The 15835-nt window shown below is 71.7% G+C and carries 16 protein-coding genes; 13 read left to right on the forward strand and 3 right to left on the reverse strand.

Annotated features, from left to right (window positions below):
• Positions 1-243 precede the first annotated feature (243 nt).
• From ligD to IFT73_RS17775, 5 genes are all read left to right on the forward strand, one after another.
• Positions 244-1224: a non-homologous end-joining DNA ligase gene (gene ligD, locus IFT73_RS17755; protein WP_192168773.1), complete on the forward strand. Its 981-nt coding sequence runs from the start codon at positions 244-246 to the stop codon at positions 1222-1224.
• A 65-nt stretch (positions 1225-1289) separates the two neighbouring features.
• Positions 1290-1811, forward strand: coding sequence for a hypothetical protein (locus tag IFT73_RS17760; protein WP_192168774.1), 522 nt, complete (start codon positions 1290-1292; stop codon positions 1809-1811).
• Between the two features lie 73 nt (positions 1812-1884).
• Entirely contained in the window at positions 1885-2265 is a 381-nt protein-coding gene (locus IFT73_RS17765) for a TraR/DksA C4-type zinc finger protein (RefSeq protein WP_192168775.1), read from the forward strand.
• Positions 2266-2347: 82 nt separating this feature from the next.
• Complete coding sequence (locus tag IFT73_RS17770; protein ID WP_192168776.1) at positions 2348-4627, forward strand: SpoIIE family protein phosphatase; 2280 nt, start codon at positions 2348-2350, stop codon at positions 4625-4627.
• Positions 4624-4962 (forward strand): STAS domain-containing protein, encoded by a 339-nt coding sequence (locus IFT73_RS17775; protein WP_192168777.1) that lies wholly within the window; start codon positions 4624-4626, stop codon positions 4960-4962. The genes IFT73_RS17770 and IFT73_RS17775 overlap by 4 nt, the downstream gene beginning before the upstream one ends.
• A 12-nt stretch (positions 4963-4974) precedes the next feature.
• On the opposite strand, the gene IFT73_RS17780 is transcribed toward IFT73_RS17775, so the two are convergent.
• Positions 4975-5772 carry a cyclase family protein gene (locus IFT73_RS17780; protein WP_192168778.1) on the reverse strand — a complete coding sequence of 266 codons (798 nt, stop codon included), beginning with the start codon at positions 5770-5772 and terminating at the stop codon, positions 4975-4977.
• Between the two features lie 87 nt (positions 5773-5859).
• Between IFT73_RS17780 and IFT73_RS17785 the strand changes: the two genes are divergently transcribed.
• Positions 5860-6513 carry an NUDIX domain-containing protein gene (locus IFT73_RS17785; protein ID WP_192168779.1) on the forward strand — a complete coding sequence of 218 codons (654 nt, stop codon included), beginning with the start codon at positions 5860-5862 and terminating at the stop codon, positions 6511-6513.
• Here IFT73_RS17785 and IFT73_RS17790 read toward each other — a convergent pair.
• Positions 6503-7936: an MFS transporter gene (locus tag IFT73_RS17790; RefSeq protein WP_197984361.1), complete on the reverse strand. Its 1434-nt coding sequence runs from the start codon at positions 7934-7936 to the stop codon at positions 6503-6505. The genes IFT73_RS17785 and IFT73_RS17790 overlap by 11 nt on opposite strands.
• 109 nt (positions 7937-8045) lie before the next feature.
• Between IFT73_RS17790 and IFT73_RS17795 the strand changes: the two genes are divergently transcribed.
• Positions 8046-8639: a TetR family transcriptional regulator gene (locus IFT73_RS17795; RefSeq protein ID WP_197984362.1), complete on the forward strand. Its 594-nt coding sequence runs from the start codon at positions 8046-8048 to the stop codon at positions 8637-8639.
• On the opposite strand, the gene IFT73_RS17800 is transcribed toward IFT73_RS17795, so the two are convergent.
• Positions 8632-10173 (reverse strand): adenylate/guanylate cyclase domain-containing protein, encoded by a 1542-nt coding sequence (locus IFT73_RS17800; RefSeq protein ID WP_192168781.1) that lies wholly within the window; start codon positions 10171-10173, stop codon positions 8632-8634. The two genes, IFT73_RS17795 and IFT73_RS17800, sit on opposite strands and share 8 nt — an antisense overlap.
• A 159-nt stretch (positions 10174-10332) precedes the next feature.
• On the opposite strand from IFT73_RS17800, the gene IFT73_RS17805 reads away from it, so the two are divergent.
• The 6 genes from IFT73_RS17805 to IFT73_RS17830 all read left to right on the forward strand — a co-directional run bounded on the left by IFT73_RS17805 (position 10333) and on the right by IFT73_RS17830 (position 15807).
• Positions 10333-10743, forward strand: a complete 411-nt coding sequence (locus IFT73_RS17805) for a cyclic nucleotide-binding domain-containing protein (RefSeq protein ID WP_056604687.1) — start codon at positions 10333-10335, stop codon at positions 10741-10743.
• A 148-nt stretch (positions 10744-10891) separates the two neighbouring features.
• The gene (locus tag IFT73_RS17810) at positions 10892-12727 is read left to right on the forward strand and encodes a phosphoenolpyruvate carboxykinase (GTP) (protein ID WP_192168782.1); all 1836 of its coding nucleotides are present in this window, start codon (positions 10892-10894) and stop codon (positions 12725-12727) included.
• A 101-nt stretch (positions 12728-12828) separates the two neighbouring features.
• Positions 12829-13125 (forward strand): type VII secretion target, encoded by a 297-nt coding sequence (locus IFT73_RS17815; protein WP_192168783.1) that lies wholly within the window; start codon positions 12829-12831, stop codon positions 13123-13125.
• Positions 13122-14813 carry an Mbeg1-like protein gene (locus IFT73_RS17820; protein WP_192168784.1) on the forward strand — a complete coding sequence of 564 codons (1692 nt, stop codon included), beginning with the start codon at positions 13122-13124 and terminating at the stop codon, positions 14811-14813. Before IFT73_RS17815 ends, IFT73_RS17820 begins: the two co-directional genes overlap by 4 nt.
• Complete coding sequence (locus IFT73_RS17825; protein WP_192168785.1) at positions 14810-15301, forward strand: hypothetical protein; 492 nt, start codon at positions 14810-14812, stop codon at positions 15299-15301. The genes IFT73_RS17820 and IFT73_RS17825 overlap by 4 nt, the downstream gene beginning before the upstream one ends.
• On the forward strand, positions 15298-15807 hold the full coding sequence (locus tag IFT73_RS17830; protein WP_192168786.1) for a fimbrillin family protein: 510 nt from the start codon (positions 15298-15300) through the stop codon (positions 15805-15807). The genes IFT73_RS17825 and IFT73_RS17830 overlap by 4 nt, the downstream gene beginning before the upstream one ends.
• Positions 15808-15835: the final 28 nt, after the last annotated feature.

A 15835-nucleotide genomic window follows, 5' to 3' on the forward strand; every position in this document is an offset into this window, starting at 1 on the left:
GGTCTCGATCCGTTGCGGGCTTCTGCTCAACCAGCGGGATCACCATCGCACCTCGGAGCAACCTTGCGCAAGACTTGTTCAGCCAATTCGAGCTAGACAGCCTGGTTCGAATGAACTATTCGTCCACGAACTCACCGGAGCCGCAGGGGTTTCGGTGACCGGGGACCGGGTACATAAGTTTTTCCCGCAATCGCGACAGAATCGACCGATCGCGACCCCGAGCGGCCGGTGAGAGGAGACCAGATGGCGACGAGCACCGAGAACGTCGTCGTCTCGGGACGCCGACTGCGCCTGACGCACCCCGACAAGGTCGTGTACCCCGCGAGCGGCACGACCAAGGCCGACGTCATCGCCTACTACGTCGCGATCGCCCCCCACTTGCTGCCGCACGTCGCCGGCCGCATCCTCACCCGCAAGCGCTGGGTCGACGGCGTCGGCACGGCCGAGCAGCCGGGCGACGTGTTCTTCGAGAAGAACCTGCCCGACTCCGCGCCGTCGTGGATCCGCAGCGTCGTCGTCGACCACCGCGAGCACACGACCACCTACCCCGTCTTCGAGGACGACGCCGCGCTGGCGTGGGCCGGCCAGGTCGGTGCCCTCGAGCTGCACGTGCCGCAGTGGCGGCTCGACGACGACGGCCTCCCGCTCAGCCCCGACCGGCTCGTCCTCGACCTCGACCCCGGGCCCGGCACGGGGCTGCCCGAGTGCGTCGACGTCGCCCGGACCGCCCGTGGGCTGCTGAAGGACGTCGGGCTCGAGGCGATGCCCGTCACGAGCGGGAGCAAGGGCATCCACCTGTACGCGGCCCTCGACGGCACGCACGACTCCGACTACGTCAACGCGTTCGCGCACGAGGTCGCCAAGACCCTGGAGTCCCAGATGCCCGACCTCGTGGTCAGCTCGATGCGCCGCAGCGAGCGCCAGGACAGGGTGCTGGTCGACTGGAGCCAGAACAACGGCAACAAGACGACCGTCGCCCCCTACTCGCTGCGCGGCACGCTCGAGCCCCGGGTCGCGGTGCCGCGCACGTGGCGCGAGCTGGGCCCCGGCCTGCGCCACCTGACGCTCGACGAGGTGCTGGCCCGCATGAAGCGGCGCGCCGACCCGCTCGCCCATCTCGGGCACGAGACCGGACTCCGGGACGACCCCGACGCGCCATCATCCGGGACCACCGCGCGCCGCGGGCCGAGAAGTGAAAGTCTCGACCCAGCACCGTCGTCCTGACCGGCGCGACCACGAACCACCCAGACCACCACCAGCCGACACCAGAAATGACAAGGGAGCACGACATGACGAGGCCGTTCAAGAACAAGACCCTCCGCGACAAGCTGGAGGCGCAGCTCCACGACCTGGCCGCGCAGACCGACGAGCTGCGCAAGCAGGTCGCTGACCGCGCGCCCGCCGTGCGCGACCAGATCGCCGACCAGATCTCGGGGCAGACCGACGAGCTGCGCAAGCAGGTCGCCGACCGCGCGCCCGCCGTGCGCGACCAGATCGTGTCGCACCTGCCGGACAAGGGCCAGCTGCTCGACCTGCGGGACGACCTGTTCGACCGCCTGCCCGAGAACGTCCAGGACCGCCTGCCCGAGAAGGTCAAGCCGCAGCGCAAGCGCCTGCGTCGCGTCGCTGCCGTCGGCATCCTGACCGGTGCCGGTGCCGCCGCGTTCGCGATCCTCAAGCGCAAGGGCGACGCTCCCGCGCCGTACGTCGCGCCCGTCCCGCCGCCGGCGTCGACGACGCCGCGCCCCGCCCCGGGCGACGCGGTCGGCGAGCCCACCACGACGACGCAGGCACCGACCGACAAGCCCTGATGTCACGCGATTGAGAACCGCGGCGGGCGGGTAAAGGGGTTCACCACCCCATCTCCCGCCCGCCGAGGTTCCCATGACGATCGAGCTCGACCCCACCAGTGACCCGACCTGGACGCCCGCCGAGCTGGCGGCCGTCCGCGAGCTCCTCGAGGACTCCGTGACCCGGCTCGAGGCCGAGCTCGCCGAGTTCGGCGGCGGGACCGCCCTCGGCGTGTCCGGCCCGACCGGCGAGATCCTCCACGACGAGCTCGACGTCGCGTCGCAGCGCTCCGAGCTGCTGGCCGACGCCGTCCGCGCCGAGAACGCCGCCGCGATCCTCGTGCAGGTCCAGCACGTCATCGATCGTCTCGACAGCGGCCTCTACGGCGTGTGCGAGGCCTGCTCGGGCACGATCGCCCGCGCCCGCCTCGAGGCCTTCCCGCGGGCGACGCTGTGCGTGGGCTGCGTGGCCTGAGTCACCCTGCGGGTCTCGCGGGCGCTAAACTGCAGGCGGACCGGTTGAGCCACCAGGCGGTACGTTCTACGAGAGACGCCTAGTGACCCATGACCTGAGCGATGCCGTCGACCACACCCCCGCGTACTCGGCGCCCGACCTCACCAACTGCGAGCGCGAGCCCATCCACATCCCGGGCGCCATCCAGCCGCACGGCCTGCTGCTCGCGCTCGACGCCGAGCACCGTGTCGTCACGGCCTCGCGCAACTGCGCCCAGCTCCTCGGACGCCCAGCCCTCGACCTGATCGGCCTCGACGTCCGCGAGGCCATCGGCGACGAGCCCTCGGCATCCGTCGCGCAGGCCGTGGCGGCCGACGACATGAGCACCCCGATCCGCACCCGCATGCCGGCCGGCCCGGGAGACCTCGCCGACGTCGACGTCGACATCATCGTGCACCGGTCGGGCGGACGCGTCGTCGTCGAGCTCGAGCCCGTGTCGGTTCCCCTGCCGAGCCAGGCGGTCTCGTACCGCTCGGCCCGCGCGGCCGTCACCCGTCTGACGCAGTCGGCCACCACGGCCGAGCTGTGCGCGCAGCTCGCGTCGGAGATCCGCTCGCTGACCGGCTTCGACCGCGTCATGGTCTACCGCTTCGACGAGGAGTGGAACGGCGAGGTCGTCGCCGAGGACCGTCGCGACGACCTCAACCCGTTCCTCGGGCTGCACTACCCGTCGACCGACATCCCCGCCCAGGCCAGGCGGCTGTACACCGTGAACTGGACGCGCCTCATCGCCGACATCCACTACGCACCCGTCGCGCTCGAGCCCGTCATCGACCCCTCGACCGGGTCGCCGCTCGACCTGTCGCACTCGGTGCTGCGCAGCGTCTCGCCGATCCACATCGAGTACCTGTCCAACATGGGCGTGTCGGCGTCGATGTCGGTCTCGCTGGTCAAGGACGGCCTGCTGTGGGGCCTCGTCGCCTGCCACCACTACTCCGGACCGCACCGCGTCCCGTACGACGCGCGCTCGGCGGCCGAGTTCCTCGGCCAGACCGCGTCGCAGCTCATCGACGACCGTGAGCAGGCCGACAACCACACCGACGAGCTCAAGGCCAGCGTGACGCTCGCGCGCATCACCGCGGCCCTCGCGGCCGACTCGCGACCGGTCTACGACGCGCTCCTCGACGACCCCCGCCTGCTCGAGCTGGTCGACGCGCAGGGCGTGGCCCTGTTCGTCGACGGACGCATGATGACGCGGGGCGTCGTGCCGCCGGACGCCGACCTGCACTTCATCTCGCGCCAGCTCGACGTCCCCGGCGGACGACCCGTCGCGAGCCACCACCTGACGGCGCTCGACCCCGACCTGGCGCGCGTCTCCGACGTGGCCGCGGGAGCGCTGCGCATCGGCAACGGCCCCGACCGCTGGCTCATGTGGGTGCGCCCCGAGATCGAGCGGACCGTCGACTGGGGCGGCGACCCCACCAACAAGGCGCTCGCGCTGGCCGAGAACCCCAACGTCCGCCTCAGCCCGCGCAGGTCGTTCGCGAAGTGGCGCCAGGTCGTGCGCGGCCGCAGCCTGCCGTGGCAGGGCTGGCAGGTCGGCGTCGCGCAGAGCCTGCGCGAGCACCTGTCGGGCGAGCTGCTGCGCCGCAGCCACGAGCACACCGCGATCGCCGAGTCGCTGCAGCGCACCGTCGTGCTCGAGGAGGCCCCGACCGTCGAGGGCCACGACGTCCTGGCGCGCTACCGTCCCGCCAAGGGCAGCCAGCTGGGCGGCGACTGGTGGGACGCGTTCCACCTGCCCGACGGACGCTTCGTCGTGAGCGTCGGCGACGTCGCCGGTCACGGCGTCACGGCGGCGACCGCGATGGCGCAGGTGCGCACGGCGCTGCGGGCCTACATGTTCGACGGCCACTCGCCCGCCGCGTGCCTCGACCGGCTCGACGTCCTCGTCCAGTCGCTGCTGCCGGGCCAGACCGCGACCGCGGTCGTCGTCGTGCTCGACCCCGTCACGGGCGTCGTCGAGCTCGCCAACGCCGGCCACCCGCCGCCGCTCGTGCTGTCGGGCCACACGTGCCGTCCGCTCGAGCAGGCCGGGCGACCGCTGCTCGGCGTCGCGACCGGCGCGGCCCGCACCGACCGCATCATGCTCGGCGAGGGCGACATCCTGCTGGCGTACACCGACGGCCTGGTCGAGCGGCGCGGCGTCGAGATCGACGACTCGATCGCGCACCTGGCGTCGGCGGCCTCCGGGTCCGACCACTCCGACACCCTCGACACGTGGATCGAGGACCTGCTCACGGCCGTGCCGGGCACCCTCGACGACGACCTGACGGTCGTCGCGCTCCGGCGCTCCACCGCACGACCGGGAGGTCCCGCATGAGCCTGTCCATCGTCGACCGCGTCAGCGGCGACTTCCACGTCGTCGAGCTGTCGGGCGACATCGACGTCGAGACGGCCCGCACGCTGCGCGCCCACATCGTCGACCGGTTCGACGAGTCGCCCGTGCGGCTGGTCATCGACCTCTCCGACGTCGCGTTCATGGACTCGTCGGGTCTCGGTGCGCTCGTGAGCGGCTGGCAGCTGACCCGTGACGCCGGACGGTTCCGCATCGCCGGCGCCAATCCGATCGTCCGACGCGTCCTGTCGATCACGGGCCTGGAGGACGTCTTCGCGCTCTACCCGACCGTCGAGGACGCCACCGCGACGACCGACTGACGGTCGGGGGGCTCAGGCCCAGCGGGGCGGGTCGGCGGGCTCGGGCTCGGCGGGGTGGATCGCGACGACCCGCGCCGGGAAGCCGGAGCCGCCCAAGGGCTTGGGCCACGACGCGAGGATCAGCGCGCCCACCTCGGGCACCTCGTCGAGCCGTGCCATGAGCTCGATCTGCCACCGGTCGTTCTGCAGCCACAGCAGCTCGAGGCCGTAGTCGCCGGCGGACGTCGAGCGTCCAGCATCGGTGTCGGTCTGCTCGTGACCGAGCGCCGTCACACCCGCCGCGACCAGGTGCTCGACGACCTCGCGCGACCAGCCCGGCGCGTGGCTGACGCCGTCGGCGTCGCGGTTCTCCATCGCGGCGGCATCGGGCCAGCGCTTCCACCAGTCGGTGCGCAGCGCGACGAACGAGCCGGCGGGGACCGGGCCGTTGCGCTGCTCCCAGGCCGCGACGTCGTCGAGTGTCGGCACGGCGTCGGGGTCGCGCGCGACGCGGTGCGAGATGTCGAGCACGACGAGCGGCAGGATCATCTGCTCGACCGGGACCTCGTCGAGCGTCCGCGCTCCCTCGACGAAGTGCGACGGCGGGTCGACGTGCGTCCCCCACTGACCGACGATCGTGTGCCGGTGCACCGTGAAGCCGTCCTGCCCGACGTCGAAGACCTGGCTGCGCTCCTCGTCCGGGAAGGCCGGGAAGTGCGGCTGGCCCGGGTGGAAGGCGTGGGTCAGGTCGGTCCACACGTGCCGGTCGGCCAGGTGTCGGTGGATGGCCCACAGCGGGTGTCGGTCGGCGGACTCGGACGGCGTCGTCATGGTGGATCCCCTCGGCGGTTCGGCCTCCACACTCGCACGGCCCGAGGAGGCGCGCCCGTCGTGTCGGGCGCGTGACAGGGTGGACGCATGACTGCCGGAGTGGACGAACCCGACCGCCGCGGCCGCACGGGCCTGCACCTGACGGGCCTCGGGCTCGACCGCAACCCCGACGTCGTCGTCAAGGACGTCGAGCTCCTCGCCAGCGACTGGTACGTCGTGCGGGCGACGACGCTCGACATCCGGGGCTCCGACGGCACGTGGCGCACCGAGCGACGTGAGACGTACGACCGGGGCAACGGCGCGACGATCCTGCTGCACGACGTCGAGCGCCGGACGGTGCTGCTGACGCGCCAGTTCCGCTACCCCGTCTACGTCAACGGCCACCCCGACGGGATGCTGCTCGAGACGCCCGCGGGGCTGCTCGACGAGGACGATCCCGAGACCGCGATCCGCCGCGAGGCCGCCGAGGAGACCGGGGTCCGGGTCGGCGAGGTCGAGCACGTCTTCGACGTCTACATGAGCCCCGGCTCGGTGACCGAGAAGATCCACTTCTACGCCGCGCCGTACCGCCGTGACGACCTCGACGGCACCCACCACGGCGTCGAGGACGAGGGTGAGGACATCGAGCTCGTCGAGATCGGCGTCGACGAGGCCGTGGCGGGCATCGGCTCCGCCATCACCGACGCGAAGACGATCATGCTGCTGCAGTGGGCAGTGCTGGACGGTCCCTTCAGCCGGTGACCGGCGCCGGTCGGTGCGGGATCAGCATGACCAGGACGGCCGCCAGCACGGCCGCTCCGCCGCACAGGGCGAAGATCAGCTGGTACGCGTCGAGCGACGGCACCGCGAAGTCGCCCACGATGACGGTCGACCCGGCCAGGATGCTGCCGCCGATCGCGCTGGCCAGCGAGCTGCCCAGGCTCCGGAACAGCGTGTTGAGCCCGTTGGCCGCGCCCGTCTCGTCGGGCGGGGTGTGGGCGTTGATCAGCGACGGCATCGCGGCGTAGCCGATGCCGGTCCCCGCGCCGATGATCGTCGAGCCGACGACGACCTGCCACAGCGAGTCGTGCACGACGATGCGCGCCACGAAGCCGACCGCGACGACCAGGGCACCGAGCGCCAGGGTCTGCGGCGCCCCGCGCCGGGCGATCAGCGTGGCGGCGACGGGCGCGAGCAGCAGCATCATGAGACCGCCCGGCAGCATCGCGAGGCCCCCGACGAGCAGGCTGGAGCCGAATCCGTAGCCGCTCGACTCGGGCGCCTCGATGTACGACGCCGTGCCGATGAACGAGGCGAACAGCGCGAAGCCGAACAGGATCGAGGCCGCGTTCGTCAGCACGATCGGCGGGCGACGCAGGGCCTTGAGGTCGACGAGGGGGTCGGCCGTGCGCACCTGCTTCCAGCCGAACACCGCGATGAGGACGACGGCCGCGGCGAGCAGCGTCCAGATGCGCGCGTCGTCCCAGCCCCACGTCGAGCTCTGCGCGAGCGGCAGCAGGAGGCAGACCAGGCCTGCGGCGAGCAGGACCGAGCCGACGACGTCGACGCGTCCGCCGCTGCGGCCGGGGGCCTCGGGGACGATCAGCAGGATGCCCACGAACGCCACGACGCCCGCGAGACCGGTGATCCAGAACAGCACGTGGAAGTCGGCGTGCTCGGCGACGAAGCCGGCCAGCGGCAGGCCCAGCGATCCGCCGACGCCCAGCATCGCGCTGATCAGGGCGATGCTCGAGCCGACCCGTTCGCGCGGCATGACGGTCGCGAGCAGGCTGATGCCCAACGGGATCGCCGCGGCCGACGCGCCCTGGATCGCGCGGCCCGCGATCAGCAGGCCGATGTGGTCGGTGAACGACGTGACGAGCGATCCGACCACCAGCGCGCCGATCGCGACCAGCAGCATGCGGCGCTTGCCGAACATGTCGCCGAGGCGTCCGAGGATCGGCACCGACACGGCCGCCACGAGCAGCGTCGAGGTCAGCAGCCAGTTGACGTTGCTGGCGGAGGTGTCGAGATCGGCCGGCAGGATCGACAGCACCGGGATCAGCACCGACTGGGCCAGCGCCACGACGAGGGCGCCGAGCCCGACGACGAGCAGCTCGAGGGTCGCGCGGGCGGGCGAGGTGTGCCCGGCGACGGGCGGGGACGTGACGTCGTGATCGGTCATGATGGCTCTTCCGGGGGTCATGGTTGGGCGGTGCAACGATGACCCTAACCGCACGTGTCACCGAGTGCCAACCTCGCCTCCTGGTGACACACTTCGGTAGGATGCCGGCATGGGCCCCGAGATGACGCTGCGCGACCACGCCCGCGAGGCGATCCGCGACGAGGTCGCGAAGCACGCCTGGACACTGTTCGCGGCGCACGGCTACGAGGCCACGACGGTCGACCAGATCGCCGATGCCGCGGGCATGTCGCGCCGCACGTTCTTCCGCTACTTCGCGGGCAAGGACGAGCTCGTGCTCGAGCGGCTCGTCGAGTCGGGCAACGCGATCGCGACGGCGCTCGAGCAGCGTCCGGCCGACGAGGGCGCGTGGCCGGCGCTGCGAGCCGCGTTCTCGGCGTCCGTCGCGCTGCAGGAGGAGCACCACCGGAAGTCACGCCCCCTGCAGCTCATGCTCCGGGCCGAGCCGGCCCTGCGTGCCACGGCCGAGACGCGGCGCCGCCTGTGGGTCGAGCGCCTCGCCCCGCTCGTGGCCGTGCGTCTGCCGGGCGACGCCGGCGCCACCCGCGACGTGCGGGCCGCCGCGGTCGCGGCCAGCGCCGTCGCGTGCCTCGAGACGGCGCAGGTCGCGTGGGCCGAGGACGCCGGGACGTCGCTGGCGGCGCTGCTCGACGAGGCGATGGGCGCCGTCGCACCCCTCAGCTGAGGCGGGCCAGCTGCGAGGTGGGCGTGGGATCGGTGCGGCCCCGCAGGACGGGCGAGCCGTGCGGCGTCCAGCACGCCTGCTCGTCGGCCGACGACGCCGCGACGCTCGCCGTCGCCACCAGGATGCGGCCGTTGACGTCCTTGGCCAGCTCCGTGAGGCGCGCCGCGGCGTTGACCGCGTCGCCGATCACGGTGTACTCGAACCGCGAGCGGTGCCCCACGTTGCCCGCCACGGCCTGCCCCGTCGAGACGCCGATGCCGGCGCCGATCTCGGGGACCTCGTCGGCCAGCCGCTCGGCGATGCGCCGCGACGTCGCCAGCGCCGCCCCGGCGTGGTCGTCGAGGTCGGCGGGCGCCCCGAAGATCGCGAGGACCGCGTCGCCCATGAACTTGTTGACCAGGCCCCCGTGCCCGTCGACCTCCTCGACGATCACGGCGAAGAACCGGTTGAGCATCTCGACGACCTCGGCCGGCGACCGCGTCGCGGCGTACGTCGTCGAGCCGATCAGGTCGATCATCAGCACCGAGACGGTGCGCGTCTCGCCGCCCAGCTCGACGTTGCCGTCGGTCGCCGCCTTCGCGACGGCCCGACCGACGTGCCGGCCGAACAGGTCGCGGATCTGCTCGCGCTCGCGCAGCCCCACGACCATCTCGTTGAACCCCGACTGCAGCAGGCCCAGCTCGGTGCCGTCGTCGACCCGCACCTCGACGTCGAGATCGCCCTCCTTGACCCGTTCGAGGGCCTCCTGCACGTCGCTGATCGGCGACACCACGGCCCGCGCCGTCAGCACCGTGACGAGCAGGCCGAACAGCAGCACGACCGCTGCCAGGCCCAAGGCGGTCGACGCGAGCCGGACGACGCTCGTGTCGTCGCGCGAGATCGCCGCGATCGCCGCGACGACCAGGCCCAGCACGGGCGCCGCCGTGCCGAGGCCCCAGAACACCAGCATGCGACGCTGCACCCCGAAGCCCAGCTCGTCGACCGACGCGCGCCCCTGCAGGGCCCGCGCGGCGATCGGGCGCAGGGCGAACTCGGTGAACAGGTAGGCGATCGCGCACACCACGAGCCCTGCGATGCCGACCGCGAACACGACGCCGAGCACGGCCTCCGGCTGCAGGATGATCGCGAGGATCGTGAACGTCGCGACCCCGCCCATCCACAGCGCGAGCTGGATCAGGGTCATGCGCCAGGGCAGCCGCAGGGCCGTCCGGCGCTCGTCGACCGTCGGCTCCTGGTCCTCGATCGACCACCGCAGGGCCCGCAGGGCGCTGACCGTGACGGCGCTGGCTCCGATGACGACCGCGACGCCGACGTAGACGGGGACCGCGATCGCCATGGCCCTGAGGTAGCCGGCATTGGGTCCGCCGCCGGGCGTCACGAGGAAGGCGATCGCCACGACGATGACGGCACCGATGACGTTGGTGCCGACCAGCAGAGTCGTGAGCAGCACCTGGATGCGGATCCGCAGCCGTCCGCTCGGCTGGTCGGGCGAGCCCAGCAGCCAGTCGCTGCCCCGTCGGTGAGCTCGCGCCACGGTGACTCCGTCTCTCGTCGTGGAGGGCCCACGTTCCCCGCCGCAGCCAATATAGTGACGCCAGCCGCTACGGTGTGACCAACGACACCCGACCGTCCGACGTCACGGGCCCGCGGCTCGCACCGACCACCGCTCGCCCCACTCCCGAAAGAAGATGTCATGGCACCCAAGCAGAAGGCCGACCCCGAGGTCGTCACGGCCCTGACCGAGCACACGTCCTTCTCCAAGGGGCTCGTCAAGCAGCTCGCGACGGTCGGCAACGCCGTGAACATCCCGCAGGGCTGGTCGGTCATCATGGAGACGACGCCCGCCGACTCGGCGTACATCGTCCTGGCCGGCTCGGTCGAGATCCGCAAGGCGAACCAGACCATCGCCGAGCTCGGGCCCGGCGACGTCTTCGGCGAGATCGCCCTCGTCAACCACAGCCTGCGCAACGCGTCGGCGGTCGCGGCCACGCCGATCCGGGTGCTGCGCCTGGGCGAGGACGCCATCGCGACGCTCGTCGAGCACGACACCGACTTCGCCGACACGCTGCGCTCGAACGCCGAGAGCCGCATCCAGACCACCTGACCCACCGGCCGGCCCCGCCATTCGGGCGAAGCAATTTGTTGTCCGCGGAGCACAAATGGTGCGCGCGCGGCGCCCCGCCGACCACGGCTACTCTCTGGTGAAATGCGCTGCACGTGGGCGCGTTCACCGGACGAGAGGCATGCAGGCGATGGCAGACGTTGAGGCAGCACTGGACCAGGCAGGACTGACCAACCCCCACGTGCGCGAGTACGTGCAGTACTGGGCCGACCTGACGGGAGCCGAGCGGGTCGAGGTCGTCAGCGCGTCCGACGACGCCCGCCTGGCCGAGGAGGCACTCGCCGCGGGCGAGCTGCTCCCCGCGGGCGAGGGGCTCTACTACTCCCGCAGCTACCACAAGGACACGGCCCGCTCGGAGGAGCGGACGATCGTCGCGACGAGCAACCCGTCCGACGCCGGCGTCTACAACAACTGGCGCCCGTCGTCGGAGATGAAGCCGCTGCTCGAGGGCAAGATGCGGGGAGCGTCGGCCGGCAAGACGATGTACGTCGTCCCCTACCTGATGGCGCCCCCCGGCTCGCCGCTCGAGGCGTTCGCCGCCGGCGTCGAGCTGACCGACTCGCGCACCGTCGTGATGCACATGATCCGCATGGCGCGGGTCGGCATCGACTACATCAACGAGCTCGCCGATCCCAACAGCTTCGTGCGCGCCGTCCACGTGACGGGCGACCTCGAGAACCTGGGTCACGGCACGCCCGACGACGCCCGCTACTTCGTGACGGTCGCCGACGAGCGCACGATCCTGCACTTCGGCTCGTCGTACGGCGGCAACGCGCTGCTCGGCAAGATCGCCCACGGCCTGCGCCAGGCGGCGTACGACGGCTGGGCGTCGGGCAAGTTCCTGTCCGAGCAGTTCATGCTGCTGGGCATCACCGACAAGCAGACCGGCAAGAAGTACCACATCTGCGGCGGCTTCCCGAGCGCCTCGGGCAAGACCAACCTCGCGATGACGCTGGCGCCGGACGCCCTGGGCGACCGCTACTACGTCGACTTCTACGGCGACGACATCGCGTGGCTCTGGGTCGACGAGAACGACGGCAAGCTCTACGGCATGAACCCCGAGTTCGGCGTGTTCGGCGTCGCCAAGGACACCAACGAGGCGACCAACCCGGGCGCGCTGCACTCGATCGACGCGGGCTCCGGCGCGATCTTCACCAACATCGCCTACAACCCCGACACCCAGGAGGTCTGGTGGGAGGGCAAGACCAAGAACCCGCCGGAAGACGTCACGGGCTGGGAGGACTGGAAGGGCGACAAGATCTCCGAGCGCGCCGAGGGCGACGACTCGCCGTGGGCGCACCCCAACAGCCGCTTCACCACGACGCTGTCGAACGTCCCCAACGTGGCGCCCGACTTCAACTCGCCGGCCGGCGTGCCGATCGACGCGATCATCTTCGGCGGACGCACGCGTGACCGCGAGCCGCTGATCCGTGCGATCACCGACCTGGCCGAGGGCGTCTACGACGGCCTGACGCTGGGTGCCGAGGCCACGTTCGCGGCCGAGGGCGTCGACGGCCAGCTGCGCTACGACCCCATGTCGATGCGTCCGTTCATGTCGTACCCCGAGGGCGCCTATGCGGCGCACTGGCTGAAGATCATCGGCCAGGCCACCGAGGCGCCGCTGTTCGCGCACGTCAACTGGTTCCAGCGGGGCGAGGACGGGCACTTCCTGTGGCCCGGCTACCGCGACAACCTGCGTCCGCTGCTGTGGCTCATGCAGCTCAAGGCCGGCGAGGTCACGGGTCGCCAGACGCCGGTCGGCGTCATCCCGACCAAGGACGAGCTGAACCTCGAGGGCCTCGAGATCGTGCCCGAGGACCTCGACACGATCCTGACGATCGACAACGAGCGGTGGCAGCAGGAGATCGCCAACCGCGAGGTGCACCTGACGGCGTTCACCGACCTGCCCGAGGAGATCTGGGAGGCCCACCGCCGGGTCAAGGCCGATCTCGAGGCCGACGCCTGATCCGACTCCGCACCACGAGAGCCTGCACCGCCCCGAGAGGGATCGGTGCAGGCTCTCACCTTTACCCACCGCGACGGTCCGGACGGTGCTAGCCTCCAGGCATGAATCTGCGCGTCGATACTGACGTGGTACGCGGGGGCGGCAAGCAGGTGCAGACCATGGCCGACCGTCTCGGCTCCACGATGAGCTCTGCCGAGGCGTCCCTGCGCTCGGCGGCGGACGACGCCGGCCAGCCCGCGCTCGCGTCGGCCCTGCGCGACCTCCTCACGACGCTGCAGGGCGCGCACCCGCGGGTCGTCACGGGTCTGTCGACGTTCGCCGACGAGGTGCGGATCGCCGCTGACGCGATCGACCAGACCGACGTCGAGCTCGCCGGCGCTGCCCCGGAGTCGCCGTGAGCGAGTGGCCGGAGGTCCCGACCCCGGGTGGCGACCTCGCGACGATGCGCGCGGCCGAGCGCGACCTCGACCTGCGCGCCACCTCGGTCCGCGCCGACGGCATCGAGCTCGACCGCATCGCGCAGCAGGTCTCCGCCGACTGGGTCGGGCTCACCGCCGACAGCTTCGCGGTGCGCGTCGGGGCCGCGCGGGTGGCCATCGACTGCGTCTCCGACACCCACCGCGAGGCGGCACGACTGATCGGCAGCTACTGCGCCGAGTGGTCGACCGCCGAGCAGGCGTCCCGCCGCGCCCACCAGTCGATCGACGACGCGTTCGGCGCCTACGTGCGAGACGGCACGTCGCGGGCGCAGACCCTGGCGTCGGAGATCCGCTCGGCGATCGAGCGGCTCGACGACTCGGTCGACGACATACCGGTCATCGGCGGAGCGCTCAGCACCGTCACGGGCGCCGCCACGGACGGTCTCGGCTGGATGGCCGAGGAGCTCATCGAGCGGCTGCTCGACTGGAACCCCTCCACCCCGACCCCGGTCTACAAGCCGGTCCTCGACGACGACGTCGTGATCGACAGCGCGGCCAGCGTCGCCAGCGCGATCGGCAACGCCGCGGAGTGGGGCGTCGACCGGCTCCTCGACGGCATCGATGCCGTCGTCGACTTCGTCGGCGGCGCGATCCAGTGGGCCGTCGACGCCCTCAAGGCGGTCGGCGAGACACTGGCCGACGCCATCTCGGACGCCCTGCGCATCGCCGGCGACGCCGTCGATGCCCTGCTCGACCTCGGCCGCGACATCGCGACGTCCGTCGCGAGCCTCGTCACCGACGCGGCCCGCATCGTCTTCGACGCCGTCGCGACCGCATTCGACGCCACGGTCGACTTCCTGATCTCGGTGGGCAGGACGGTCGCGGAGATCATCGACTTCCTGGTGGACGTCGGGGTCACGGCGCTCGGGATCCTCCTGATCCTGGCGCGCCACAAGTACGGCGACCCGGCCGAGCGTCGCGTCGAGGACGACGTGGCGCTCGACAGTGCCGCGTTCCGCCGGTGGCGCAGGGATCCCGACTACCGGCAGTACGTGCTGGACCGGCGCGACCTGGCCGATCTGGCCTACGGCGTCGGGTCGAAGGACATCCCCGACGGCTGGGAGGTCGTCGACGAGTACCCCGGCACCGACGGGTTCTCCGCCACGGTCTTCCGCAATCCCGAGACCCACGAGGTCGTGATCTCGTACCGCGGCACCAACCCCGAGGAGATCGACGACATCCGCGAGGACGCCCTCAACGCCGCGAACCTGCCCAACTCGCAGGGCCGTCAGGCGATCGAGCTGGCCCGGCAGATCGCTGACGACCCGCGCCTCGCGGGGTACGACGTCAGCTACACGGGTCACTCCCTCGGCGGATCGCTGGCAAGCACCGCGAGCATCGCGACCGGCAACCCTGCCACGACGTTCAACGCGGCCGGCGTGGGCGCGGGCAACTACGACCAGGCCATCGATGCCGGCGGCGCCGGGTCGTCCGAGGAGCAGATCGTGAACTTCCACACCGACATCGACATCCTGACGACGGCCCAGGACCAGTTCGACGTGCAGCCCGCCTCGGGCGCACAGCTGACGGTCGGCAGCACGTCGACCTCCGCGGTCGACTCGCACGCGCTCGACTCGTTCGACTTCGACGAGGTGGGCGTCAAGTGACCACGGTCCCCTCCGTCCGGTTCGCGCTGCCGGGGCGCTGGGTCAAGGCCGAGCTCGACGACCCCGAGGCCGTCTCGACCCTGCGCGACCTGCTGCCCGACGACCATCCGGGCAGCGAGGCCTGGCTCGAGTCCCTGCGGGCGGCCGGCGCCTCGACGCTGCTGCTGCGCGTCCAGTCGAGGAGCGCCGCGGCGATCGCGTTCATCTGGCCCCCCCGCGAGTCGAGCGGCGACCCCTCGCTCGAGGGGCTCCGTGCCCGGCTGGGGGTCGAGGGCCAGTCGATCGCCCACGAGCGCGGCTACGCCACGGTGCGTGACCGGCGCACCGGCACGGGGGCGAGCCAGGACGTCGTGACCTATGGTGTGAGCCACCCCGACACCGGCCGGATCCTCGTCGTCCGGTGCGTCGCCTTCGACCACACCTTCGAGCCGATCGAGCTCGAGGACTTCGACCTCGCCGCCGGCGACCTGACCTGGGACGAGACATGACCTCCAGACCACGCCTCCTCGTCGCCTCCGCCGTCGCGAGCGCCCTCCTGCTGTCGGCCTGCGGGTCGTCGTCGGACGGGCCACGCGCCACGGGCGGCAGCGGCACGTGCGAGACCGCCGACGAGGCCGTGGTCGGCGACATCATGGACACGGCCCGCACGAACTTCCAGGACGGTGACAGCATCACCGACCACTTCGAGCTCGTGAAGGCGGCGACGGGCCCCATCCCCGAGTCGAAGCGCAAGTACGGGGCGGCCGAGCTCATGGTGCTGCTCGTCTCCGTCTACGTCCAGGACCCCGACGTCCCGTCGGACCTGCAGGGCATCCAGGGCCCCGTGTACGTCGCGCTCGACGCGGACGGCCAGCCCCTCGGCCCGCTGGGCACGTACTCCCAGCCGTTCTTCGACATCCAGCCGCCGTCCGACCCGGGATGGACCGCCTGGGCCGACGGCATCGACAAGTCCGACGTCGCCTACGACCTGGTCCGCTGCCTCGACCCCGACTGACGACCGCCGAACCCGGCGACGACGTCAG

The organism is Aeromicrobium sp. CFBP 8757, assembly GCF_014841755.1.
In the GTDB taxonomy this organism is placed as follows: Bacteria; Actinomycetota; Actinomycetes; order Propionibacteriales; family Nocardioidaceae; genus Aeromicrobium.